Here is a 25,883-nt window from a genome sequence, read left to right as displayed (position 1 = left end):
CTTTAAAGTTAAAAGTTTTTTAGCCTTTAAAACCTATTATAAAACACCTTTTTATCTCTTATTATAATTTGGTCATTAACTTTAAAACTTTATACAGCCTGCTTGTAATGCAAAAGCACGGCAATTGCATTTAAAAACGTTTCAGGTTTTTAGTCGTTTGTTTCCGACTTAGGTTTCGCAGCTTGGGCTCCATCGGTTGAAGTTGATGCAAAGAAATAAAGCTGTTTGAGCGTAGCGAGTTCTTTATTTCTCATCAACAAAGCCTTGATGGGTAAGCGAGAAACCCGTCGGCAGTTTTCTTTGTTTACTTTCTTCAACTGAAGGAAGAAAGTAAAGACTTGTCCCGTGTCAAAACGGGAGCCTCAGCGACTTGCGCTGGCACAATGGGAATAAAATCTTTAAATGCAATTGCCATGGTAATCGGTATAATAAAAACATAGTACATTTGCTATTCAAAATTTGACCTTATGACTTCCGGATTTCTTAATTCAATAGCCACCTATTATTATCAGAATTCAAAAGAAGAGTTAGCCGATTACTGCTTCGTGTTCCCCAGCCAGCGGGCTGGTATCTTTTTTACCAATCATCTGAGGCAGTTGGTGGATGGCCCTGCATGGGCGCCCGAAATACTGACCGTCAATGATTTTTTTGCATCCTTGTCAAAGGCTATTCCTGCCGATAATATTACCCTGCTGTTCACCCTTCATCAGGTTTATAATGAGGTAACGAAAAAAGCCATCAGTTTTGATGAGTTTTTAGCCTGGGGCGAGCTTTTTCTGGGCGATTTTGATGACATCGACAAGTACCTGGTGGAAGTGGACCAGCTATTCTCCAACCTGATTGCTTTTAAAGAGCTGGATGATGATTACAGCCACCTGAACGAGAAACAACTGGAAGCCATCAAAACCTTTTGGGGCGCTTTTAAAGCCGAGCAATTATCATCGCACCAAAGTCATTTCCTTGAAAACTGGGAGCACATCCCGCATATATATAAGGCCTTTGTTCGGCAGCTGCAAACCGACTCACTGGCGTATGAAGGTATGATATACCGCGAGGTGGCCGATAAAATCATCAAGGATAAGCTCATAGATATTAAATGGAAGAAGGTGGTGTTTGTTGGTCTTAATGCCCTCACCCCTGCCGAACGCAAACTGATGGATCATCTGCGCAAACGACATCTGGCCGATTTCTTCTGGGATTATTCGCCCTGGATGGAAACAGCTGCCGATGATGTGTTTCAGTCGCGTGGACCCGGTTTATTCCTCAATGAAAACCGCTTGCGTTACCCCGCCCCAAAAGACTTTGTGTTACCACTTAACGAGCAAGGCCCGGAAGTAACCATCACAGCAGTAGCCAATCCCACCGAACAGCTGAAATCGGTCCATTCGTTTCTGACTAAAGAATATGAAAGTGACCTGAAAACGGCGGTTGTGCTGGCCGACGAAACCATGCTGATGCCCACCCTGCATGGCATCCCCAATAATGTGGATCGGGTGAACGTAACCATGGGTTATCCCTTGAACAACACGCCGGTATTCGGACTGGTGAACCTGCTGTTTGACCTGCAACGCAATGCCCGCACCAGCAAAGAAGGCACCTGGCTATACCACCGCCATGTTTTACCCATCCTGCAGCACCAGTACATCTCTTTGCTGGCCGAAGATGATTGCCGTTCGATGCACAAAAAGCTGGTGAAAGAAAACATCATCTTTGTCAGGGCGACTGAACTGCATAGCAATGCGCTGTTTAAGCTCCTGTTCAGTAGAGTGAATAACGGTTCTGAACTGGCTGATTACCTGATAAACATACTCACTAAAATATACGAGTTACTGCAGCCGAAGGAAGACAAGCTGCTGGAGCAGGAATTTGTGTATGCCCTGCACAAAAGCATTGTGCGCCTCCAGGATTTACTGGAACAGAACCAACAGGACGACCTGCAACCCGAAACCTGGATTAAGCTGTTTAAGAAACTGGCCGATTTTCAGACGGTGCCCTTTAAAGGTGAGCCATTAGCCGGTCTGCAGGTGATGGGTATATTGGAAACACGCGCACTGGATTTTGATAAGCTGATTATCCTTGACCTGAATGAAGGGGTGTTTCCGCGTACCTCAGCGCCCAATACCTTTATCCCGGCCACGCTGCGTGCCGGTTTCGAACTGCCCACCATCGAGTTTCAGGATGCCATCTTCTCCTACTATTTCTTCCGCCTCATTCACCGGGCCAAAAAGGTAGAACTGCTCTACTCGACCGGTGCACAGGGCATGAAATCGAACGAGATGAGCCGTTACCTCTACCAGTTGAAATACGAATTTAACGCCCACATTAACACGCACACCACTTCTGAGAATGTGTCGCTACTGGCAGCCCCTCAACCAATTGCTCGCAAAACAGCGGCCATATTGGGCGAACTGGACAAATACAAAACTGGTCATCAGCGCTTCCTGTCGCCCAGTGCCCTGTCGGTTTACATCGAGTGCCCCATGCGCTTCTACTACCAGAAGATAGCCAACATCAGCGAACCGGAGGAGATCACCGAAGAGGCCGACGCCCGTATCTTTGGACTCATCTTTCACGATGTGGTGGAACACCTGTACAAACCATTTGAAGGTCAGGAAATAGAGGCATCAACCATAGAAGGCTGGATAAAGAACAAGAAACGCATTGACGAACTGATACGCGATGGCTTTAATAAGCACCTGAGCGACTACGAGAAAGGCAAAAACGCCTTTACCGAGATACATGGCAAAAACGTGATGGTGTTTGAGGTGATTCGCCGTTACCTGCTGCAGTTTCTGAAGCTTGAAAAAGCCCGGGCTCCCTTTACCATTGTGGAGCTGGAGCGCAAGGTGGAGCACACCTACGCCTGCAACGGGCTGCAACTGAACATTGGTGGCTATATCGACCGCCTGGAAAGCAAAGATGGCCTGCTGAGGGTGATGGACTATAAAACCGGGACAGGCGATGCCACGGCCGGCTCCATTGAGGACCTGTTTAATACCGATAAGCATAAAAAGATTAAAGCAACCTTCCAGACCCTGCTGTATTCGCTCATCCTGGACGAAACAGCGAATGAGCCAACACCCATTCAGCCAGGCGTCATCTGGGTGCGCGATGTGTTTAAGAAAAGCTACGACACCCAGCTATTTCTGAAGGATGGCCGAAGTAAAAATCCCATCCTGCTGCAAAGCGTGCAAAGTGAGTTTAAAGCCGGGCTTGACAATTTGCTGGCCGAGCTTTACAACCCGGATATTCCCTTTCAACCAGTGGAAGATATTACTAAGTGCCGCTTTTGTCCTTATAAAACGCTGTGTAACCGCTAGGTGGCTGGCTCACGGAAGTTGTTAGTTTTTTATAGCACAGATTGCAAATCTGCGCTGGCCGGGGGGCTAATTAAAGAGATAAGATAAAAGAGGCAAGATTTATGACAAAAACCCAAAATCATTCAACTCTTATACTTCTCAACTCATAAACTAAGAAACCCTGAACTATCAAAGCTGCCGCGCGAATCCTTTCGCGTGGTTTGAATAAATTACTTTGTAAGCCACTTAGCTACCGCAAAACCTAAAGGCAAACTCTTTGCGAATTATTAAACTGATAATTATGGCCTAGTATTAAAAATTACCGCAGAAAATAGGGCAACTCACTATACCACACGAGAGGACTCGTGCGGTAGCGGGGACCTAGCGAGACGCTACGCCGAGCAGTTTTTTTTCAACTATAAAGTATCGTCCTTATAAATATGAAGGTTCTTTGAAAAATCGTCTAAATACTCTAACACATAAATATTACCATCCAATACCTCTAAATCTCCTATTTGCCAGGCATCTTTTTGGTAGTCAATGGTTATTATATCTATTAACTCTAGGCTATAATAGTCAAGTATACCTATTTTAAACTTACGGTAATCAGTAAAGTAAATACGGTCTTTTTCAACCTTATAACGAGAAATACGATCAATCCCTTTCCCTATTTTTAGGTAATCGTTAAGATTAATGTCTCGCAAGGTTTTTCCGGTATGTAGGTCAATTTCCTGGAATGCACTTTCGTATAAGCAAACTATTTTATCATTATAAATTTCGTATTTGCTAAATGGCACTATTGCTTCCCACACCAATTCACCTGTACTGTAATCAAGGCTTACTAATTTGTGACCTGTTAAGGGTACAATAAGGTAATTATTCCACAATTGTATTTTCCCTCTTATTTCCCCGGTATGTTCACCTTCGTAGTCGGTGAATTTACCTATTTTCGAGGCATTAAATGTCCAAAGTGTTTCGCCTGTTAAAATATCTCGCTTAAATATTTCTTCATCATCTAAGTATTTACAGTAGGTCATTAGTCTATCACTCCAACCTTTGCTTCTTACAGCTTCTTGTTTACTCCATATTACTTTTCCCTCCAAATCAACAACTCCATTTTCAAAGAACTTTCGCTTAATACGTTTGGTATAAATAAAGTACTCATCATTAACTCTACTTACGATTTCTGAATCAGCAACCTTAACCTGTGTTTCTTTTTCTAGTTTATGATTATATACATTTCTATTACCATTGTAAATCTCAATTAGTTTCCCCTCTTCTCTGTAGTAATTACTAGCATTTTTATTATATACCTTTTTTATCAAGGGTTCTGATGACATTAAAGAATTATCATCGTGATAAATAATACCATCCTTTAATGCCCAAAATGTTTTTACCCCTGAAATAATATTAACTTGTTTCATCCTGCTTATAAATTAAAGATAGTATCAAACTGTTTTTCTATTTGCTCCCCTCGCTGGCGCGGATTTGCAATCCGTGCCTCTACCTGTTATAGCACAGATTACAAATTTGCGCTGGCTATAGGCGACTTTCAATATTAGCTAAACCTGTCAGGATTCGAAATCCTGACAGGTTTTTCATGAATACGAAAAGCCTTGCCGTAGCTCAAAGCTGCCGCGCGAATCCTTTCGCGTGGTTTGAATAAATTACTTTGTAAGCCACTTAGCTACCACAAAACCCCCGCTGCCGCACGAGTCCTCTCGTGTGGTTTTACCTTATTACCACCACTCCTTCCAACATTCCTTGTTCTCCGCTATAATCTCTCGCACTACTGTATACATAATCTTCAGGATTAAATACCAAGCCTTCTTCTACCGGATTATTATGGATGTAATTTATTTTTTCGTCTATTACTTTATTACTCCAAAGCTCTATTGGCTTATTATCGTGACGCCAAAACTGATAATGCTTTACATTTGATGATTTTTCTCCTGCCTTTTTAAACTGAGCCAACAACCATTCTTTTCTGCTTTCTTGCAGATTATCTTGTATGGCCTTTACTAATACTCTACTTGTAAACCGCTTAAAATCGCCCAATAAAACTTCTGGTTTCATACCATTTGTACATTTAAATATAAGATGCATATGGTTGCTCATGATGCACCATGCATATACCTCCATGCCTTTTTGCTTTTGGCAATAGGATAAGTTTTCAAGCAAAATATCTTTATACTCGTTTCTGGTAAATACATCGAGCCACTCTACTACAGCAAAGCTTACAAAACATACACCTGATGGATTATGGAACTTATAGTTGTGGCTCATTTTTGGTTTATTATTATTGATTTAAAATGACTTAGCTTAACTTTTACCTACTTAGCTTTATTTACCACACGAGAGGACTCGTGCGGTAGCCGGGGGCCAATACCCAGCCAGTTGGCAATTTCGTTGCCAACTGCATCATTAAGTGGCTATACCTGGTCGTCAATAACATTTGCATATTTAACATTTTACATTTATATTAACAAACCTAAATCAAATAATCCTTAAACAAATGCTTTTATACCTTAGCCCCAATTACTGCAGATACGCAGCTCATAACACCAGACTGACTGCTCATTACAAGCTCTATCACGACAACATCCCAGGCTTCAAACAAACAATATACCGCATACACTCACTCATTAAGCCTATCAATCGACTTATTTTATGTCATATTAAAAAATCAACTCTTGTAGCTCCATCTTTTGCTAATGTCAGCTCACATATCATTACTGTAAGCGCGTAAAAGGCAGATGTAAATACATAAAACCCATATGTAAACCTTACAAGCGCATTTTATGAGCCTTCAACTACAGAATATGAGCCTGCATTACCAGTCTGTACAACAACAGATGCACCTTATGCAGCTACACACCCAGTTTATGTAACACCATAGGTACATGATGCACCACCAGCCCTTAATCATTTAGATGTCAATACATTTTATTTTCAATTTTTATACTTAATCATTTTAATCAACCAAATTATGAACAAACAATTAATGACCATCGCCGAATTCTTGTTTCAATGTAAGTTACGCATCAACAACTCCTTGTCTGATGAGGCCATTCAATCGAAAGTAGCCGTGCTTGGCTATACACCCGAGCGACTTGGAACCGGCAAAGATGCTTTAACGGATGCCGAGCAGGCGTGTGAGAACTACGACAAAGAATATGGTGAAGTAACAGCCGCCTTTGAGCAGCGCAACAATGAAAAGGAAAAGGCTGAAAAAATTTATGACACGCATGTGGCCATTGCCCGCATTGCCCTTAAAGACGACAAGGCGGCCAATACGACCTTGCAATTGTCAAAAGCTAAGCCACGCACCTTAAGCGGGTGGATGAGCCGTGCACGCAATTTCTATAGTAACCTGCTGGCCAATAGCAGCTGGTTGGCTGCAATGGCTACTTTCAACATTGGCGAAGAACAGCTGCAGGAAGGTAGTCAGCTGGTGAAAAATGTGGAAGCGTTTGCCGAAGTGATTATGCGCGAAAAAGGCGATGCCCAAAATGCCACCAAGATACGCGATGCCAAGCTGGATGTGCTTAACGAATGGATTAACGACTACGAATCAATTGCTAAAATAGCCCTAAGCGACGAACCGCAGCTATTGGAGAAGCTAGGTATTGTTATGAAGTAGCACTTGCGCTGAAAAGCCCTTTCATGATCCTGTAAAACAACAGACATGAAAGAAAACAAATGACTTTGCTAAACCTGTCAGGATTCAAAATCCTGACAGGTTTTTCATGAATACGAAAAGCCTTGCAGTAGCCATATTGCAAGGCTGTGTATTTTTTTCCGGCTATGGTAGATACAAGCTACTTGTTGTGTTCGACGAATCCACTGGATAACACACTACATGGTTAACATATAAAAGTGCACAATACTTGCCTATGTAGTATGTATTGTGCACCTTTAGCATGCGTAAAGAAATAAAGCCATGCGCTTTTGAAAGGGTTGGTGGCAATAAAACGTAAACCATTCAAATGAAATCCAAAAGAAACTTAGTCTTTTTAATCTCATCCATATTAATTCCAACTGGTATACTGCTTAGAGTGTCTGGATTGAATTTCGGAGCTTTATCGCTAGTTCTTGGTTTTCTAGGATTCTTAATCGTGTTTATTATTGAATTAATCACAGCAAGAAAGAGAAATCGCACTAGTATTGAAATTGTAATGTACGTATTGATTGTTTTAATGTCTGTTTCTCTATTTACCAGATATCTTTATTACATCTTTGGTGACTATCCATCTCTTATAATTGTGCCTCTTTTTATTGTTGCGACATTATTGTATTTAGCAACTCAGAAACATAAAGACCCTAAGTTAGTAAGTATCTCTTTATTATATCTAGTATTAACAATTCCTCTGTTCGGACTTGATTTTCATAAATCACCTAGACAATTATTTCCCCAATCTTGGTATAATAGATTAGGAGATGTAGATAATATTAATGTCACACTATCATATCAATTTCAACTCCAAACAGCAAAAGAATTGTATAATAACGCTTCAAATGCCAGAGAACATAAAGACTATTTTCAAGCGATAATATTTTATCAGAAAGCTCGAAATTTAGAACCTTACAATCCTACCATATTATTTGATTTAGCAGAAACCTATGTGAGAATTAACGAGCTTGAAACTGGAGTTGCACTCTTAGACACTGCAATAATGATTGATTCAACATATGCTGGATTTTATAACAACAGAGGCTTGTATTATTATAAACTCAACGATTATGACAAAGCGATTTCAGATTATCTAAAAGCTATTGAAATCGATTCAGTTGGACCAACTAGTTATGCAAATTTAGCTTTAGTATATTATTACAAAGACATGCACAATGAAGCCCGTAAGGCGCTTAAACAGGCTGAGTCCAAGGGGTTAATTATTAAACAATCAAAAGAAATACAAAAAATAAACAAGATACTTAATGAATAATTACTGCCACCAACAATATGCAATAGTGCATTGTCACCTTGCAGGATGCCAACAGAACCATGCAAAGACCGTAAGAGGCAAGTTTAAGCAGCACGTCCATTCAAAAATAAAAACATTAAGATGAAACAAAAAAAGATAAGTACAGTCAAAGTTTTATTTATTTTACTCGTGACCATTCTGTTTAATGGTTGTGGAGTTTATACAACAGTAAGTTCAAACAAGTGGGGAGAATATGAATTGCCACCTTCTAAAATAGTAAAAGATGGTTCTACGTTTTTTGAAGGAAAGCTTTCAGATGGTACTGATTTCTTTGTATTTTATGATGATTTAGTCGATAATGATGGAGAATATTACTATGCTATGCTAATGCAAGATTTGGGATGGAGAAGAAATGGTGATGAATGGTCTGCCCCACAAGGTACTCGTTCTTACAAAAGAGGTTGTATATATGTAAATCCAAGAAGACAAGTAGCTGTTTATTTTTATCCAGATAAAAATTTTAATGCATTTAAGTTGTCTTTTACAAAAAGGAATTAAGTATATGTACAATATTACTCTTATTAGTGCTAATTATTCAGCTAAAGCTGCCGCCCACAGCTGCCGCGCGAATCCTTTCGCGTGGTTTGAATCAATTACTTTATAAAACACTTAGCTACCACAAAACCTAAAAGCAAACTCTTTGCGAATTATTAAACTGATAATTACCTTACTTTACCACACGCAAGGATTCGTGCGGTAGTGAGGCAGTAAAAATCAAATTAAATCATGAAAAATCTTCTTGTAATCCTTTCTATTATCGCTTGTGTGAATTGTCAGAGGCAAAATGACATAGAAGCTTTTGACAAACTTATGGGATATGAAAAAGCAGAATCATTTAATAGTGCAGTAAGTTCATTTCAAGAATTCTTAGTATTAAACTATCCTAATATCGACGATGAAAATGAAAGAATTAGTGAATTTTTGAAGACCATAATACACTCTGAAAATATTAAAGCCGACTTCATATTTAATAAAGAACAATGCGCCAAAGTTGTTAATAATTGGGAGTCGAGTGGTTTACGAAAAGAAATATGGTTATATCCTGACGAAAAATATACTTCTCCAATTTACGGAGAAGTCACGATTGAAGAAGTAGTTATGCCCATTATTAGAAATGGAGAAACTAATACAGACACAATTGATTTAAGTAATTATTTGGAATCTAATACATATGGACTTTTCCTATATGGACTTGAAAAATATGCCCCTAAGGATAGAGTAATTATTGATTATGTTGAAAGTAAAAAGGCAATGGGGAACATTTATTATAAACCTGTTGCAGAATCGATTTATAAATTGAAAATAAAATACAATGAACCATTCTTCATGAGAATATTGATTGTTGAATTCTATTATGATTTAATGTCTTTAGCAATTGAAGAATAAGTAGAAAAACGCACACCCCCCGCTAAGCGTAGCGTCTCGCTACGTTTTATTCCACAAGGCCTCTGGCCTAACTATTACTTCACGGTTATTACGCTTAATGCCAAAACTTCCACTTCGGTAAAACAGCCGTTTCAACAGCATAATTACAGGTGCAGGAATATATATTACTCTTCCGGCTCCACAGTAAGCGAAGTTTGCATCTAACACACAGATTGCAAATATGCGATTGCGGAGCGATTAGTTTTAGGCCAGAGGCCCTGTTAAAAGCGACGTAGCGAGACGCTACGCCGAGCGGTTTTGTTTATTTGATGCTACGTGAAACGGAGATTCGTGCGGTAGCGAGGGTATCTCTCAGTTGCTCTTTCAATCAGTCCTCCAGCAAGTCAGGTCGAATCTGCTTAGTACGCTCATAGGCCTGCTGTTCGCGCCATTCATCAATCATGGCCTGGTTGCCACTTAACAGCACATCAGGTACTTTCCAGCCATGGTAATCGGCAGGGCGTGTATACACAGGTGGCGATAACAGCCCATCCTGAAAGCTGTCGGTTAAAGCTGATGTTTCGTCCGACATCACGCCGGGTATCAGGCGAATAATGGCATCACTCACCACGGCAGCCGCCAGTTCACCTCCGGTTAATACATAATCGCCAATGGATAGCTCCATGGTCACATAATGGTCGCGGATGCGTTGATCAACACCCTTATAATGGCCGCATAAAATCATGATATTACCACATAACGACAAAGTGTTGGCGATGCGTTGCTCAAACCGTTGCCCGTCGGGTGTCATATAAATAACCTGATCATAATTGCGTTCTGCTTTCAGCTTATCTATCAGGTCGGCAATAGGTTGAATGGTCATCACCATACCGGCGCCACCACCAAAGGCATAGTCATCCACTTTTTTATGCTTATCAAGCGTATAATCCCTGATATCATGAAAATGCATCTCCACCAACCCCTTATCAACAGCCCGCTTCATAATCGACTGTGTTAATGGCCCTTCAAACATCTCCGGAAAAAGTGTCAATATATCTATGCGCATAGCTGTTTCAATTTTTGGCCAAAGATAATTAAAAGCGTTTAGCTGATAGCTATTGGCTTTTAGCTTTCTTTTTGCAGCAAATAATTTGCCCATTGCCCGATTTACAATATATTCGTAAAATAAATTGACTTAAAGGACCATACCTTAGTCTAGATTAAAGAACTCAAAAGCTTATGGAAGCACAAGACCTAAACAAACCGACCAACGATGGTGCAGGTTTGAATTCAGACAATCAAGCTGAAAATACGCCTGCCAGCAACACACCCGAAAATGAGGTGCCTACTCCAACCGACAGCAGCACGCCTGAAGCAGCTGCAACAGAAGAACCTGCAACAGAAGAACCTGCTACCGAAACACCTCAGGAAGAGGCTATCAAACTGGAGCCGGTTGACCATATTATGCTGACCAAAGAAGAGTTAGTAAAGCGACTAAAATCTGTCCTTAAGGATTTCCCGGTTGAAAAGATTAAAGAAGAAGTAGAAGCTATCAAATCGGCTTTCTATAAGAAGCATGCCGCCGAAGTTGAAGATTTGAAGCGTAAGTTTATCGAATCGGGTGAACAGGAAGAGAACTTTGAGGCCCCGGTGGATAGCTTTGAAGTGGAACTGAAGGCTTACCTGAAAGAGTTCAAAGAACGTAAAGCTGAATTCAATAAGCGCCTTGAAGAGGAAAAAGCGACCAACCTGCAAGCCAAACTCGATGTTATTGAAGGTATCAAAGAGTTAATCAATGGCCAGGAGTCGTTGAACGAAACATTCCAGCATTTCAGGGAATTACAGGAGAAGTGGCGCAACATCGGGACTATTCCGCAAAACCGCGTTCATGATTTATGGGAGACCTATAACCACACCATCGAGAACTTCTACAGCTATATAAAAATAAACAAAGAACTGCGCGACCTTGACCTGAAAAAGAACAGGGAAGCCAAAATTGAGCTTTGCGAAAAGGCGGAGAAGCTGCTGCTTGAACCGACCATTGTTAAAGCCTTTAAAACACTGCAAAAATACCATGAGCAGTGGCGCGAGATAGGCCCTGTGCCGCGCGAAGAAAAAGAGGAAATATGGGCACGCTTTAAAGAAGCCACCTCTAAAATTAACAAGCGCCACCAGGAATATTTCGAAGGACTGAAAGACCAGCTGCAGAAGAACCTGGACGCCAAAACAGAGCTTTGCGAAAAAGCCGAGGCCTTATCGGCACTTGAGCTGCATTCGCCTAAAGATTGGGAAGCCAAAAGCAAGGAGCTGATTGAGCTGCAGACCATCTGGAAAACCATTGGTTTTGCACCTAAAAAAGATAACAACCGCATATATGAGCGCTTCAGAACAGCTTGCGATAGTTTCTTCAATAATAAGCGTCAGTTCTTTAAATCATATAAATCGGAGCAAACGGAGAACCTTCAGCTTAAAACAGAGCTGTGTATACAGGCTGAAAGCATGAAGGACAGCACCGATTGGAAGCGCACCACCGATGAGTTTGTGCGTATCCAGAAGAAATGGAAAGAAATTGGTCCGGTACCACGTAAGCAATCCGATGCCATTTGGAAACGCTTCCGTACTGCCTGTGATGCCTTCTTCGATCACAAAAAGAAATTCTTCAGCAAAAAGGATGAGTCGCAGGAAGAAAACCTGAAACTAAAAGAAGCCCTTATTGAAGAAGTGAAAGTCTTTGAACCAAGTGATAATGCCGAAGATAATTTCCAGAAACTGCAGGACTACCAGCATCGCTGGAATGAGATTGGTCATGTGCCTATCAAAGATAAGGACAGGGTGAATCAGGAGTTCCGCAACCACATCAATAAGTATTTCGATAATCTTAACCTGAATGAATTTGAGAAAAACGTTGAGAAGTTCAGAAATAAGATAGAGAACTATAAAACGGAACATGCCGATGACCGTTTAACCCAGGAGCGTAATAAGATCATCAACAAGCTGAAGCAGCTGGAAAATGACATTACCGTGTGGGAAAATAACATTGGTTTCTTTGCCAAGTCTAAAAAGTCAGATGCTTTGGTGCGCGACTTCCAGCACAAAATTGAAACAGGGCGACGCAACATCAAACTGCTGAATAAAAAGCTGGACATGCTCGAAGACATGGATTAAGTATTTCAAAATTAACCATATTAAAAGGCCGGCATTATGTCGGCCTTTTTTATTCCAACGGGCATTCGCCTTTGCGCTCCCTTTTGGAGATATATCGTAAACTAGTAATTTATTGAATGTTGGCCTCGCTGATGCGATACCATTGGTGTTTAATGGCGAATCCTGTGCTTAATTGATTGCAATGGCTGCGGATTGAACCCACTTCGGGGCTCTATTCGTAATACTTATATGCCATGGGATACTCCCATGGTTATTTATAGTTACATCCCTGTGGGATAAACAAATGTCTGAAGGACATTACCAATAATAACCCCGTGCGAAGCGCGGGGCATGAAGAACCGTAAAGCAAACAACCCTGAATTGGGTTGACCATTGACGGTAAGTAAGTTTCATCTGTTGATGCGATACTATTGGTGTTTGTTAGTAAAATCTGTGGTTGAAATAGTTTATAAAGGTTTACAGCATTTTCTCCGATTTATCGCCACTGGGCAATTACTCTATTAAGAATGATACTATCTTTGTTGGTTCGATAAAACAATAGTAAGGTCCGAATTAACACATCGTCCTAAAGCAATGGAGCAATTTATTACCGTCATATCCGAGAAACGTAATATTGGTTTTACCCTAATCCCCTTTTATGCCACACTTAATGAGAGCGGTACACTCAAACTGATTGAGCAGGCCACCAAAGAACATATCCAAGACGAGCGATTTGACTTTACACCTGCTCAGAAAGAAGTGGTGAAACTGCTGGTCAGTATCAATGAGCAAAACCTGTTTAAGCGCTTCTCAAAACAAAAGAACCTCAAGCTCTTCTTTGAAAAACTGGAAGAGCAGTTTACGCTGGAACACATTCGCCCGGTGATGGATGATAAAATAACGCAGGCACTGGAAATAATTGCCTTGTCGGACATACCAGTGTACTTTAAAGACCCGAATTATTCATCCATCTATTCATCTGACCGCATTAAGGTACGTGCCCTGCACGACCAACCATTGTTTGACTTTAACCTGGAACCAACGGGGCTCAAATACACCCTTAAAATCAAAACGGAGATAGGTGAAATGGGCCTTACTAACCGGGAGGTAGCTGAAATCACCACGTCGCCATGTACCTTTTTAATCAATAACCAGCTGTTTCGTTTCCAGAATATCGACAGCAAAAAGTTCAAGCCCTTTTTAAAAGTCAATCACCTGATTATACAGCCACGCAGTGTAGATGCCTACATGTCGTCCTTTGTGGAAAATTGTGTGCGCGACTTTCCTGTGCAAGCCAATGGCTTTTTCATCAATAATAAAGATGCCAGGCTGGTGCCCATGCTCATACTGGAGCACGACCTTTCGCAACAGCCCGTTTTCACCCTTAAATTCAAGTACGACGACCGTGAATACCTGGCCGGGACCCGTTCAAGGGTGTTTGTTAATCATCGCAAAATGAAAGGGCACCATATATTCGATCGCTTTAATCGTAAAACTGAGGAAGAGCAGCAAATCATTGAAACGCTCATTGGCATAGGTTTGAAAGGCGTCAGCGAATCGCAATACCGACCAATCAACCAACAGCAACCGAGCACCGAAATGCACCAGGTTGTTGAGTGGCTCAATGCTAATGCCCATACCCTGGCAGCCAAAGGCATTAAAGTGGTGCAACAAGGCTTTGAACAGAACTACTATACCGGCGGCGTAAAGCTCACCATGCAATACACCGAAGACAATGATTGGTTTGATATTAAAGCGGTCATTCTGATAGATGAATTTAAAATCCCGTTTCAACAAATTAGGCAGCACATCATACGTGGCAGACGCGAATTTATCTTACCTGACAAGGCTGTATTTATCATTCCGGAAGAATGGTTTACCAAATACACTGATTTGATGCACTTTGTTAAAGCCGATGGCGAACAGCTTAAGCTGGATAAAATGCATTACAACCTGCTGGATCAGGAATTACTAGGCGAAGTATCGCCTCAGTGGCAGCAGCGCATGGAGCAATTAAAGCAACGTACCATTAATTATGATACACCTGACGGTCTGCAGGCTACACTCCGCTCCTATCAGCTCGATGGTTTTAAATGGATGAAACTACTTAACAGCAACCGGTTTGGCGGCATATTGGCCGACGATATGGGATTGGGTAAAACCATACAAACCATTGCCTTGCTCCTCAACCAGTATGAAACCAAGGAAGTAAACGATAGCAACAATAATGCTCAGGGACAACTCAATATGTTTGATGGAGTGCAGGGTTTTAACAACAGTGCTGTACCTGCCAGCCTCATTGTCATGCCTACCTCCTTGGTCCACAACTGGGCCAATGAGCTAATTAAGTTTGCACCAAACCTGAAAATTTATCTGTACACAGGTAATAATCGCACTAAATCGAAGGAAATTGGGAAAATATTGAAACACTACCATGTGGTACTCACCAGCTATGGCATAGCACGTAACGATATTGAGTACCTGAAGCATTACCAGTTTCATTATGCCATTCTGGATGAAAGCCAGAACATCAAGAACCCGGGTTCTAAAATATATCAGGCTGTTAGTGATATCCAGTCGACCTACAAGCTGGTACTCACCGGCACACCCATTGAAAATGCGCTGGTGGACCTATGGGCACAAATGAATTTTGTAAATAAAGGCCTGCTGGGCAACCTGAATTTCTTTAAAAATCATTATGCCGGCCCCATTGAGAAGAAGCAGGATGAAGCCAAGGAACAAAAACTGCGCGAGCTGATTAATCCATTTATCCTGAGGCGTACCAAAGAGATGGTGGCCAAAGAACTGCCACCTGTAACCGAGCAAACGCTGGTGTGCGATATGACAGAGGAGCAGCAGAAGTTTTATGAACGTGAGAAATCAGGAATCCGTAATGAGCTGATGAAAGCCATTGAGCAAACTGGCGTGAATAAAAACGCCATCCTCGCACTGCAGGCACTGACTCGCTTGCGCCAGATTGCCAACCACCCTGCCCTGGTGGATACTTCTTACAAAGGCTCATCGGGTAAATACGAGCAAATATTCGAAAAACTTAACAATGTAATAAGTGAGCATCATAAAGTATTAATCTTCTCATCCTTTGTTAAAGACCTGGAGCTGATAGAAAAAGACTTGGTAACCAGCAAAATAAAATATGCAAAACTGACAGGTGCAACAAGCGACCGGCAAAAGGTGATTAAAAGCTTTACCGATGATGAAGATTGCAGGGTGTTTCTGATATCGCTTAAAGCCGGCGGCGTGGGTCTGAACCTTATTGAGGCCGATTATGTATTTGTGCTCAACCCGTGGTGGAATCCGGCAGCTGAAGCACAAGCCATCAACCGGGCACACCGCATTGGACAAACTAAAAATGTATTTGTATATAAATTTATAGCAGCTGATACCATTGAGGAAAAAATAGCCAAATTGCAAGAACGCAAATCAGCCCTGGCCGACACCTTTATTACAACTAATAATCCATTAAAAGATTTATCAGAAAACGAGCTGCGTGAATTATTTGCATAGTTTTTGTTGTGAAAGTGAACATTTGCAACGCCTCTTCGTAAGGAAAAGCGGGGCTGGAAATAAGAAAGTGAAAACAATCAATAATAAAGAAACATCGAATGAAACTAACTAGCACAATCATACTGCTTTTGGCAGTTTTAACAGGATTACAAGCACAGGAACCCGATCACACACAAATACGCAAAGTGGGATCTTTTGACAAGGTAAAAGCTTCCAAAGGTATTAATGTGACTCTAATTGAGGGGGATAAAGAAGAAGTGGATGTACACATTAAAAATGCAGAAGTAACTGATGTTATCACCACCGTTAAAAACCGTCAGCTTGTGGTGAAAATGAAAACAAAAATTTACAAAGATATGGCCGTGCAGGTGTATGTAACTTATAAGCGTCTGCGAGAGATAGAAGCCGGTTCGGGTGCCAGCATAGATGCGGAAAATATTATCTATGCCGAAAGCCTGAAACTGCGTGGCGGTACCGAGTCAAACATCATACTGGATGTGGACGTTAACAACCTGGATGTAAACGGCTCTACTTCTAAAATTGAGTTAGCAGGCAAAGCTAAATACCAGGAAATCAATATTGGTGCAGGCGGTAAATACCTGGGCTTTAACGTTGAAAGTGAAGAAACCTACGCCAAATCAACCTTGGGCAGTATTGTGGAAGTAACAGCCAACAAAAAACTAGGTGCAACAGCTGGTTCGGGCGGTGTTGTTTACTACCGTGGTGAGCCCGATAAGATTGAAAAGAACGAAAACACAGGTGGTAAAGTTAAGAAAGATAGTGGTTCTTAATTGCTACACCTGGCAAGAACATAAAAAACCCGGCCTTTTAAAGCCGGGTTTTTAGTTATCTTTTTTTACGTGGCTTTCTCTTCTTTTTTTCAACAGCATAACCAAATTTGCCGATCTTCTTCCCCACCTCAAAATAATGCCCGTGCGAATAGCAGATAGGCTTCGCCTTTTGCAGACTGAAAGCACCCGTTTTCTCATCAATGTACTGCTCATCAGCCTTTACATTCACCACCTCAGCCATAAACATATCATGTGTGCCCAGCTCTTTCACCTCTGTCACTTTACATTCAATATTAATGGGCGATTCCTCAATGATAGGGGCATTTACCACCGATGCTTTACCTGGTGTTAAATGCATCTCTTCAAACTTATTGTATTGCCTGCCCGAACGCACCCCACACCAATCGGTAGCATACGCCAGTTCTTTAGTTGTCAGATTAATGACAAACTCACCTGTTTCCTTAAGGGTTTTATAGGAGTGCCGGCCTTTACGCACCGAAATATAACACATGGGCGGATCGGAGCAAATGGTGCCCGTCCAGGCAATGGTTATAATATTGTAGTTTTCAGGTGAATTACCAACCGACACCATCACGGCTGGCAAAGGATATATCATATTGCCGGGTTTCCAATCTTGTTTTGCCATGTTCTGAATTTTTCAACAAAGATACACCTCCGTCAGAAAAAGCCCGATGGATTGAAAAAAATATTGAAACAAACGTAAGTGTATCAGTCCTGCTTATTGTCAAATAGGCAAGAAATACCTTAACACTAAATAATGAAGAAAACTAAATTACTAGTCGCACTATGCTGCGTCTTAACATCTGCTATTGCACAAAATGAAGAAATAAGCATCACCTACTCACCCGCTTCCTTATACCGCTTCGAAAAATGGGTGGATGGCCGTTCTGATGGGCAGGATAAATATTTTGTATTGGGTGCCTTTAACCTGGAGTATAGCCGCTACCTGAACAAATGGCTCAAGCTGGGCATTAATATCATGTATGATAAAACCGTGAGCGAAGGCATACAAGCCTATTACTATACGCCTTATCCGACTATAAACTCACCATACCGCTCTTCCAAAAGTGCTTTTATTGTGGCACCACAGCTTGATTTTGAATACCTGCGCCATCCTGCGTTTAAACTATACAGCGGGCTGAATATTGGCTATGCTAAAGAACGTATCAGAAATGAAGGCGGATTGAACAGTTCTGCAGATATTGATGGCCTTACAGTTCACATTAACCTATTGGGCTTCAGATGGGGCCAAAAACAAGGCTTCACCGGTAATATCGGATTCGGATACAAAGGGCTTATTAACCTGGGATATTTTATCCGGTTTTAATTAAAAAGCAGCTAATAACCTGAGTTCGATGTGGAATTTTGAGCTCAGAACGCTTACAAATAGTGAGTTTCAAGTGTATATTGACGAAAGAATAGCGGGCTATTTTGAGTCGATTACACGAAGAAAATTGCTGTTTGTAAGCGGGATTACCAAGCTTTGAATAAATAACTGATTTACTGCTTCAATTTTTATCGCAATAGTTCACTATTCCTCTAAAATTATTCATTGTAAATCAGCTCTTTATTCTAATCTGAGTTTTAAAATTTAAATCGAACTCAGGTTAATAGCCTCCAACCGATAGCTATTAGCTGTAATTTTTTATCGCTTTCTTCCGAAAATATAGGACACCAGCAACAATGCCAGGGCAATCAATGCGCCCATCTCCTCTCCGTCCTTTACACTAATGTGAGCTGCTGCTGCCAATACAAAATCGAAGAAGAAGCCTGCATAGGCCCACTCTTTCAATAACCTTGATGCATTGGTTAATATGGCTATCAAACCGAGAATTTTGGCGACAGCCAATGGGTAAATAATGTAGGTAGGATAACCCAGCGTAATAAAGGCCTCAGTAATTGCCTCGTGATTAAAAATATACATACCAGCCGACATGAGCATCATAACGGTAAGTAAACCGGTGGCGATCCAATAAATAATTTTGTCTCTTTTGTTCATTTCACGAAAGTTTAAAGTTTATTGAAACAAACAATGCATAAAGGTAAATGTTTGGCGCAATAAAAACTCCCGCATCGAACGACACGGGAGTTTCCTATTTAAGTTAGATGCTTGTGCATCCTGATCCATCATTACAACACTTCGAGGTGAGCCTCGTTAGTGATTTTCTCACAGTATTGACATTTTAAAGCCAAAGGCGACTTCTCAACCAATGAGAACCTGGTTGTCATGTTCTCATTATTGGTTATACACTTAGGATTAAAACATTTAGCAATACCAACAATCTGCTCAGGTATTTCCACTACTTTCTTTTCCACCACCTGGTAGTCCTCAATAATATTCAGCTTAGCCGAAGGTGCAACCAGTGCGATCTTATTGATATCTTCATCGGCAAAGTACTTTTTAGCTACTTTAATAATAGCTTTATGTCCCTGTTGCTTGCTCTTCAGGTTGGTACCAAAAGTAATCTGGTTCTCTATCTTATCCAGTCCAAGAATAGAGATGACTTTAAATAAATGAGTAGCTGGTATATGGTCTATTACGGTACCGTTTTTAATTGCTCTTACGCTTAATTCTTTTTTTGTCATGATTCAATGTCTTTTAATCTGCTATTACTTCAATCCTAAAATAGATGCCATTATGGCCATACGTGCATATACCCCGTTTTCGGCCTGCTCAAAATAGTAGGCTTTTGGGTTGGCGTCCACATCGGTGTGAATTTCATTTACACGTGGCAGCGGATGCAAAATTCGCAGGTTGTCTTTGGTATTATCCAGCATCGAATTGCGTAACACATACACATTCTTCACCTTTTCGTATTCGATAGGATCTGAGAAACGTTCACGTTGTACGCGGGTCATGTAAAGAATATCAGCTTCCTCAATAATATCTGTAAACTCAAGGTGTTCATAGTATTTAATGCCTTTCTTATCGAGGAACAACTTGTATTCATCAGGCATTTTCAGTGAGTCGGGCGAAATAAAGTTGAAAGTTGGATTAAACTGTGACATCGCCATCAGCAATGAGTGTACAGTACGTCCATACTTTAAGTCCCCAACCAAAAAGATATTCAGATTATCCAATGTACCCTGCGTTTTATAAATAGAGTACATATCAAGTAAAGTTTGTGTTGGGTGCTGATTAGCTCCATCGCCAGCATTGATAACCGGCACATCTGACACTTCAGAAGCATAGCGGGCTGAGCCTTCCAATGGGTGACGCATTACAATCAAATCGCTGTAGTTGCTCACCATCTTAATGGTATCATTCAACGACTCGCCTTTTGATGTTGACGATGATGATGAATCGGTAAATCCGATGATACGGCCTCCCAGGCGCTGAATAGCAGTTTCGAAGCTCAGGCGTGTACGGGTCGATGGTTCAAAAAATAAACTTGAAACCACTTTGTCGTCCATTAACTTCTGATTTGGGTTAGCTTCAAATTCGGCAGCCAACTCAACAATGCGCAGGATTTCTTCCTTCGAGAAATCGGTGATGGAAACTAAACTTTTATTCTTCATTTGCATAACTGTTTACTGCGGACGCGGGCCCGCATTATTTGGTTCGGATTACAATTATTACTTAAGCAAAGGGTATAGCTTGCTTGAGAAAAGAGCACAAAAAAAAGACCTGAAATAAAAATCAGGTCTTCTTTAAAATATCTAAAAATAATAAGTTGATCAGCATTGAGATGATTGAATGATCGAAGGGAAAAACGGCGTGTCAAACCATCTTTTTCCGGATGATTTACTGACTTTCGTCGTCGTAAATATTGGTCAATCTGTTGTCTCATTCCGGAGTTCAAAGATAGGTAATTTTCATATTACAAAACAACCTTTCCTTAAAACAAATTTAACATTACCATTTTTAACCCACATCCAACTATTTGTCTTTCAGCATCAAAAGCACGATTATTTTTTCAGCTTTTCTTTAAAGAGCTTTTTAAACTTTTCCATTTTAGGATTAATCACCACGTTGCAATAAGGCTGACGTGGGTTGTTGGCAAAGTAATCCTGATGATAATCTTCAGCCTCATAGAATTGATCAAACGGGCTTACTTCTGTCACTATTGGATCATTAAAAATCTTTTCCTTCTCCAGCTCCTTTATCACCAATTCAGTAATTTGTTTTTGCTCCTGGGTGTGGTAAAAAACCACGGATCGGTATTGTGTTCCCACATCGGCCCCTTGCCGGTTAAGAGTAGTTGGATTATGAGTAGCAAAAAACACCTCCAATAAATCTTCAAAACCAATCTGATTAGGATTATAAGTGATTTGCACCACCTCGGCATGGCCTGTTAAGCCTGTGCATACTTCTTTATAAGTGGGGTTAGGTGCTTTTCCTCCACTGTAACCCGATACTACCTTTTCAACGCCTTCAAGAGCGGTGAAAAATGCTTCGGTACACCAGAAACAGCCGCCACCAAAGGTAGCCACCGCTTTATCTTGTCCTGTACTATTCATACTTATCAATAGAGTTAATGTTATTATCGCAATCTGTTTCATAAGTCGATTGTTTTAACCCACAATATGTATTAGAAAATCTATTACGCATTTAAACTGCTTTAAAACAAAACACTTCGTTGCTTTACCTCAACTCACCAGAACGATGCTATGCCTCGTTTCAGTAAAGCTTTGTTTTATTGCATTTTCAACGCTCATAACGTATTTCTAATTCATAATCCGGGTTTAAGCATAACAGGTGATGCATGCGAATGTTTAGGTAAGAAGCTTCTAGAATGAAAAGGATCGCATCTTTATAGGAATTGAAAAACAAAGATGCGATCCTTCTCTTAAGAAACGTTCATGATTAGGGGAAACTCCAACAGCAATGAAGAAACCCTGCTTGGCATCTCCCAGATGCTTAGCAAGTCGTTATACATACAGAAAAAAGCCCGAAAAGGTATTATTCCTTCCGGGCTTTGTAATATTGTTTTACAGGTTCTTACACGCTGCACGAATCACCCATGCAGTTGGGCTTTACTTCAGGTGCTTTAATCATCTTTAAGCGGATAGCCAGGTGATAAAGCTGACAACCCACACAGATGCCAAAAGCTGACTCTAAATAGAGCAATAGTAAGCACAACAGGCACAGCATACAAACTGGTCCAAAATATGTTACGTCGTTTAATAGTTGCAATGACATAATAAAAATGGTGAGTGATAATCCCAGGCCTAAACTCCAGGCAAATCGCTTTTGCACTGCTCCTATCCATAGTGGACTCTGGTTATAGGTTATCATCCTTGACACCAAGGCCGTAGGCGAATACTTAGGATTGATAAACACACCGATAAAAAAGTTAATAAACAAAAAGCCTGAAATGTAAGGCACCACTTCGTATTTATTGAAAATAAAGCCATTGATGGATGCAATTGCGCCAAGTAGCAACATGATGCCGGCGCTTCCCCGCCAAACGCGTTCATCAACCACTTTATAGCCTAAATCGTCTTTGTATTCTCCGAAACTAAAAATTGCCATAATGATTTGTGTATGTTTTTAATTTAGACCATTAGATTATAGACAAAAGATGGATTAGCATTTTGTCAACATCCAATAATCTGCATTTACTGTTTGTAACAATTTGTCAAAAATAAGGAGATTGTAAATAGCATTGTGTTAACGCGATGTAAAATTTATCACTGAATTGGTCAGGCCAGGCAATAGAATCTTATTTAGGTATACTGCCAAATTAATAAAGTGACACTTTTATTATCCACTTAGCCAGGGATTTCGCCTTTTAAAAATAGATTGATTAAATTTCTTCTTTTATCCGCAAAACAACGTTCGACGAAGTCAATTTCGCGAATTACACCAATTTTAAATTCCGCATAGCGAAATATTAAACCACTAATTGGTGCAATTAGTGGTTTAATATTTCTAATGGTGTTTAAAACAATTTCCCTGTCCACTGAGCAATTGCCATTCACTTTTGCGATTATTTTTCATTACAGACCAATTAAAAATGTAAAAAAACGTGGAAATGCCTATATGATATGCAATCCCGCTGGGATTGTTATTAATAAGGTAGGCTTATTATTTCTATAAATATTCAACTTCTCCGAAGTTGTCTTATTATCTCCAGCGGAGATAAATATTTGTAGATAAATGCAATGTTAATAACCAATCAACCTCAGCGAGGTTGAATATATATTTAATCGGTTATTAATGGATATTTTAATAACTTGCTGTATTATAAACAAATTAAGCAACTCTAAACAATCTAGTTATGGAAGGAATTATTGTTACAATTTTGGTCGGTGCAGTAGCTGGCTGGTTAGGTAGTATTATTTACAAAGGTAGTGGCTTGGGTATCTTTGGCAACATTATCGTAGGTATTATCGGTGGCTTTGTTGGCTATAAGTTGCTTGGAGCTATAGGCATCAGTTTAGGTTCCGGAATTATTGGAGCCATATTAACCGGGGCAATAGGTGCCATTGTAATTCTTTTTATAATTAACCTGATTGTTAAGAAGAAATAAGACTATCACATTTTAATAATAGTTTAAAAAAGGCAGAGGCTTGTAATAGTAATTACTGGCCTCTTGTTTTATAAAATAATGGATTGGCAACCAATTAGCCTGATATTAACGAGACATCTTTTAACTCAGGTCAATGAGTGCATTCAACTGTCCATTAATGGTTTTAAGCAATTGGTCGATGCTAATTTCGATAATATGGCCTTTTTTGCCTCCACTCACTATTACTTTTCCCAGGGGTAGCGAGCTTTCTTCCAGGTAGGTCGAATACAGCTTTTTCATGCCCAAAGGCGAGCATCCACCTTTGATATAACCGGTATATTTCAGGAGATCTTTATGGGGTAACATCTCTATTTTCTTTTCGCCACATGCCTGAGCCGCCTTCTTTAGGTCCAGTTCTTTGTTAATAGGAATAATGAAGACAAACAATTGATTTTTGCTGCTCTTAGCCACTAGTGTTTTATGCACCAATCCTGCATCACGCCCATTCATCCGGGCCACTAATGTCCCATCGGTATTTGCCTCGTCTACTTTGTAGTGAAACGATTCATACGGCACTTTTTTAGCATCAAGCAGGCGCATGGCGTTGGTCTTTATTTGTTTTCCCATATACATCAGTTTGCTGTGCAAAATAAAGGCATTTAAATCAAATTACCCGCTTAAAAAGAAGAACAGCCTCCGGTCATAGTCAAAAATACAGATCTCCTGAACGGCATTTTTCTTACTTTAGCACAATAATTGCTAAGAACTATCACCTGTGATTTGTTCCTGCATTTCTTTAAACAGAAATACACCATCACACACATCTTTAATACATTAAAATAAGACGATATATGAACCAGTTAAAGTCACTGACAGGCTACTTACTACTTGCCCTATTATTAGTTCAGCCATTAAAGGCACAAGAGAGTGAAGCGCCTAAAGATTTGGATTACCTTAAAAGCTTGATTGACATCACTGAAAATCAAAGCGCATCGGGCAGTGTGAAGTTCGTCAAAGATTGCTATAAACAAATACGCTCCACCCTGCAGGTACTGGCCTCCAATCCTGGTTTTAATATGATGGAATTAGATGCTCTGGCATTTTTTAATATGGTTAAATCGGATGACGATGTGGTGGTTTTACTGGAATGGCGCCAACATATTGAAGGTAGCCTTAATACACCCGATGAAATGTGCCATATTTTGATTTATCGCCCCGTTAACGGTACCAGCCAGCATACCGAATGGAGTGCACTAAAAAATACCCATGTTAAGTCGATACAAAAAGGCAGCTCAGATACGCACTACCTCTTTAATTATTCCAATAGCGGTGATTTATTGGTAACCGATAACTGGTCGGTGGGCAGTTGGGACACCGGCAAACTCATACAACTTAGCTCCTGCTCCATGACATACCGCAAACACAGCGATGAACATGAGGCTTTTATAGCCTGGGACAGCACATCTGCAACCCTGAACTTTTTGATTCATAACGACCCTGATGAAGTGGGATTAGATCTAAAGATTAATGGCAAATCTGTGTTCTCTAAGATGAAACTATCGGGATTTGATACCACGTCGGAAATGACTTTGTTTACCTCTAAACAAAGTACAGCCGCCAGCCCAATAGTGAGATACTCAGGTAAAGTAAGCTTGGGTAAGGATGATAAGTTTAAGCTGGTGAGTATTACTATTAATGAGTTGGATGGTAATACTGTGGAGTGATAATGTATTTAATTTCTTTTGTATTGCCTCAAAGAAACAATCCCGCTCATACTTTTTGTGTTTTTTGATAAAAATCCTACAAAATCTATGGCGGGACTAGCTGGAAAAAACGCCACCCACCCTTTCGACTCCACATAATTCTAAAGAAGTAGAGTGTTTTTCTAGCACAAAAGCAAGCTCCTTTTAAGAAGTACAACGAACAGCACCATTCACCCACACGCTGGCTTCAATGTCTGACGAGCCCACACTCTTTCAAAACGCCGTTTTGAGTGGATTGGACTATACACAATTAAATGCTAGTTCAGACGCTGACATCAGCAACGTAAATGGGGGACCACACAACTAAGCGGAGCAAAATGAGATTGGGTGCCAAGCTGTACATCTTTAAATCTCATGCAGAGTAAGTTGTTAGTGGGTCATTGAGTGCTGCAGTCTTGATTTTCTTTCATTATAGACCGATTAAAAATGTAAAAAACATGGAAACGCCTATATGATATGCAATCCCGCCGGGATTGTTATTAATAGGGTAGGCTTATTATTTCTATAAATATTCAACTTCTCCGAAGTTGTTTTA

General features: G+C 40.4%; 21 protein-coding genes. 11 read left to right on the top strand and 10 right to left on the bottom strand.

The window, feature by feature from the left end; translation table 11 throughout:
* Nucleotides 1–467 precede the first annotated feature (467 nt).
* The gene (locus tag KEM09_RS20190) at nucleotides 468–3,320 is read left to right on the top strand and encodes a PD-(D/E)XK nuclease family protein (RefSeq protein ID WP_212231332.1); all 2,853 of its coding nucleotides are present in this window, start codon (nucleotides 468–470) and stop codon (nucleotides 3,318–3,320) included.
* A 395-nt stretch (nucleotides 3,321–3,715) separates the two neighbouring features.
* Here KEM09_RS20190 and KEM09_RS20185 read toward each other — a convergent pair whose 3' ends face one another.
* Both KEM09_RS20185 and KEM09_RS20180 read right to left on the bottom strand, forming a co-directional pair.
* Nucleotides 3,716–4,723 (bottom strand): outer membrane protein assembly factor BamB family protein, encoded by a 1,008-nt coding sequence (locus KEM09_RS20185; RefSeq protein ID WP_212231330.1) that lies wholly within the window; start codon nucleotides 4,721–4,723, stop codon nucleotides 3,716–3,718.
* A gap of 307 nt (nucleotides 4,724–5,030) precedes the next feature.
* Nucleotides 5,031–5,585, bottom strand: a complete 555-nt coding sequence (locus tag KEM09_RS20180) for an REP-associated tyrosine transposase (protein WP_212231328.1) — start codon at nucleotides 5,583–5,585, stop codon at nucleotides 5,031–5,033.
* 703 nt (nucleotides 5,586–6,288) lie between these two features.
* On the opposite strand from KEM09_RS20180, the gene KEM09_RS20175 reads away from it, so the two are divergent.
* The 4 genes from KEM09_RS20175 to KEM09_RS20160 all read left to right on the top strand — a co-directional run bounded on the left by KEM09_RS20175 (nucleotide 6,289) and on the right by KEM09_RS20160 (nucleotide 9,670).
* On the top strand, nucleotides 6,289–6,942 hold the full coding sequence (locus tag KEM09_RS20175) for a PQLLE family protein (protein WP_212231326.1): 654 nt from the start codon (nucleotides 6,289–6,291) through the stop codon (nucleotides 6,940–6,942).
* Between the two features lie 346 nt (nucleotides 6,943–7,288).
* On the top strand, nucleotides 7,289–8,245 hold the full coding sequence (locus KEM09_RS20170; protein WP_212231323.1) for a tetratricopeptide repeat protein: 957 nt from the start codon (nucleotides 7,289–7,291) through the stop codon (nucleotides 8,243–8,245).
* 120 nt (nucleotides 8,246–8,365) lie between these two features.
* Complete coding sequence (locus KEM09_RS20165) at nucleotides 8,366–8,782, top strand: hypothetical protein (protein ID WP_212231322.1); 417 nt, start codon at nucleotides 8,366–8,368, stop codon at nucleotides 8,780–8,782.
* Between the two features lie 228 nt (nucleotides 8,783–9,010).
* Nucleotides 9,011–9,670 carry a hypothetical protein gene (locus tag KEM09_RS20160; RefSeq protein ID WP_212231320.1) on the top strand — a complete coding sequence of 220 codons (660 nt, stop codon included), beginning with the start codon at nucleotides 9,011–9,013 and terminating at the stop codon, nucleotides 9,668–9,670.
* Between the two features lie 367 nt (nucleotides 9,671–10,037).
* Here KEM09_RS20160 and trmD read toward each other — a convergent pair whose 3' ends face one another.
* Nucleotides 10,038–10,808 (bottom strand): tRNA (guanosine(37)-N1)-methyltransferase TrmD, encoded by a 771-nt coding sequence (trmD, locus tag KEM09_RS20155; protein WP_280516781.1) that lies wholly within the window; start codon nucleotides 10,806–10,808, stop codon nucleotides 10,038–10,040.
* Between the two features lie 80 nt (nucleotides 10,809–10,888).
* Between trmD and KEM09_RS20150 the strand changes: the two genes are divergently transcribed.
* From KEM09_RS20150 to KEM09_RS20140, 3 genes are all read left to right on the top strand, one after another.
* Nucleotides 10,889–12,814 carry a DUF349 domain-containing protein gene (locus KEM09_RS20150; protein WP_212231318.1) on the top strand — a complete coding sequence of 642 codons (1,926 nt, stop codon included), beginning with the start codon at nucleotides 10,889–10,891 and terminating at the stop codon, nucleotides 12,812–12,814.
* A gap of 573 nt (nucleotides 12,815–13,387) precedes the next feature.
* Nucleotides 13,388–16,318 (top strand): DEAD/DEAH box helicase, encoded by a 2,931-nt coding sequence (locus KEM09_RS20145; RefSeq protein ID WP_212231316.1) that lies wholly within the window; start codon nucleotides 13,388–13,390, stop codon nucleotides 16,316–16,318.
* A 98-nt stretch (nucleotides 16,319–16,416) separates the two neighbouring features.
* Entirely contained in the window at nucleotides 16,417–17,109 is a 693-nt protein-coding gene (locus KEM09_RS20140; protein ID WP_212231314.1) for a head GIN domain-containing protein, read from the top strand.
* A gap of 55 nt (nucleotides 17,110–17,164) precedes the next feature.
* Here the strand turns inward: KEM09_RS20140 and KEM09_RS20135 are convergent, their stop codons facing one another.
* A complete protein-coding gene (locus KEM09_RS20135; RefSeq protein WP_212231312.1) occupies nucleotides 17,165–17,755 on the bottom strand; it encodes a flavin reductase family protein in 591 nt (196 codons plus the stop codon).
* A gap of 132 nt (nucleotides 17,756–17,887) precedes the next feature.
* On the opposite strand from KEM09_RS20135, the gene KEM09_RS20130 reads away from it, so the two are divergent.
* Entirely contained in the window at nucleotides 17,888–18,457 is a 570-nt protein-coding gene (locus KEM09_RS20130) for a hypothetical protein (RefSeq protein ID WP_212231311.1), read from the top strand.
* A 318-nt stretch (nucleotides 18,458–18,775) separates the two neighbouring features.
* Here KEM09_RS20130 and KEM09_RS20125 read toward each other — a convergent pair whose 3' ends face one another.
* The 5 genes from KEM09_RS20125 to KEM09_RS20105 form a co-directional block, all read right to left on the bottom strand.
* Nucleotides 18,776–19,129 (bottom strand): DoxX family protein, encoded by a 354-nt coding sequence (locus KEM09_RS20125; RefSeq protein ID WP_212231308.1) that lies wholly within the window; start codon nucleotides 19,127–19,129, stop codon nucleotides 18,776–18,778.
* 131 nt (nucleotides 19,130–19,260) lie between these two features.
* Complete coding sequence (gene pyrI / locus KEM09_RS20120; RefSeq protein WP_244825122.1) at nucleotides 19,261–19,716, bottom strand: aspartate carbamoyltransferase regulatory subunit; 456 nt, start codon at nucleotides 19,714–19,716, stop codon at nucleotides 19,261–19,263.
* A gap of 24 nt (nucleotides 19,717–19,740) precedes the next feature.
* Entirely contained in the window at nucleotides 19,741–20,649 is a 909-nt protein-coding gene (pyrB, locus tag KEM09_RS20115; protein ID WP_212188418.1) for an aspartate carbamoyltransferase, read from the bottom strand.
* Nucleotides 20,650–21,039: 390 nt separating this feature from the next.
* Nucleotides 21,040–21,633 carry a peptide-methionine (S)-S-oxide reductase MsrA gene (gene msrA, locus KEM09_RS20110; protein ID WP_212231307.1) on the bottom strand — a complete coding sequence of 198 codons (594 nt, stop codon included), beginning with the start codon at nucleotides 21,631–21,633 and terminating at the stop codon, nucleotides 21,040–21,042.
* 439 nt (nucleotides 21,634–22,072) lie between these two features.
* A complete protein-coding gene (locus tag KEM09_RS20105) occupies nucleotides 22,073–22,606 on the bottom strand; it encodes a DUF4395 domain-containing protein (protein ID WP_212231305.1) in 534 nt (177 codons plus the stop codon).
* 748 nt (nucleotides 22,607–23,354) lie between these two features.
* Here KEM09_RS20105 and KEM09_RS20100 point away from each other — a divergent pair.
* The gene (locus tag KEM09_RS20100) at nucleotides 23,355–23,606 is read left to right on the top strand and encodes a GlsB/YeaQ/YmgE family stress response membrane protein (protein ID WP_212231303.1); all 252 of its coding nucleotides are present in this window, start codon (nucleotides 23,355–23,357) and stop codon (nucleotides 23,604–23,606) included.
* A gap of 120 nt (nucleotides 23,607–23,726) precedes the next feature.
* Here KEM09_RS20100 and ybaK read toward each other — a convergent pair whose 3' ends face one another.
* Nucleotides 23,727–24,212 carry a Cys-tRNA(Pro) deacylase gene (gene ybaK, locus KEM09_RS20095; RefSeq protein WP_212231301.1) on the bottom strand — a complete coding sequence of 162 codons (486 nt, stop codon included), beginning with the start codon at nucleotides 24,210–24,212 and terminating at the stop codon, nucleotides 23,727–23,729.
* 224 nt (nucleotides 24,213–24,436) lie between these two features.
* On the opposite strand from ybaK, the gene KEM09_RS20090 reads away from it, so the two are divergent.
* Nucleotides 24,437–25,309: a hypothetical protein gene (locus tag KEM09_RS20090; protein WP_212231299.1), complete on the top strand. Its 873-nt coding sequence runs from the start codon at nucleotides 24,437–24,439 to the stop codon at nucleotides 25,307–25,309.
* The last annotated feature ends 574 nt before the right edge of the window (nucleotides 25,310–25,883 follow it).

The sequence above is a fragment of the Carboxylicivirga mesophila genome, from assembly GCF_018271975.1.
In the GTDB taxonomy this organism is placed as follows: Bacteria; Bacteroidota; Bacteroidia; order Bacteroidales; family Marinilabiliaceae; genus Carboxylicivirga; species Carboxylicivirga mesophila.
This window is presented reverse-complemented; position numbering and strand designations above follow the sequence as displayed.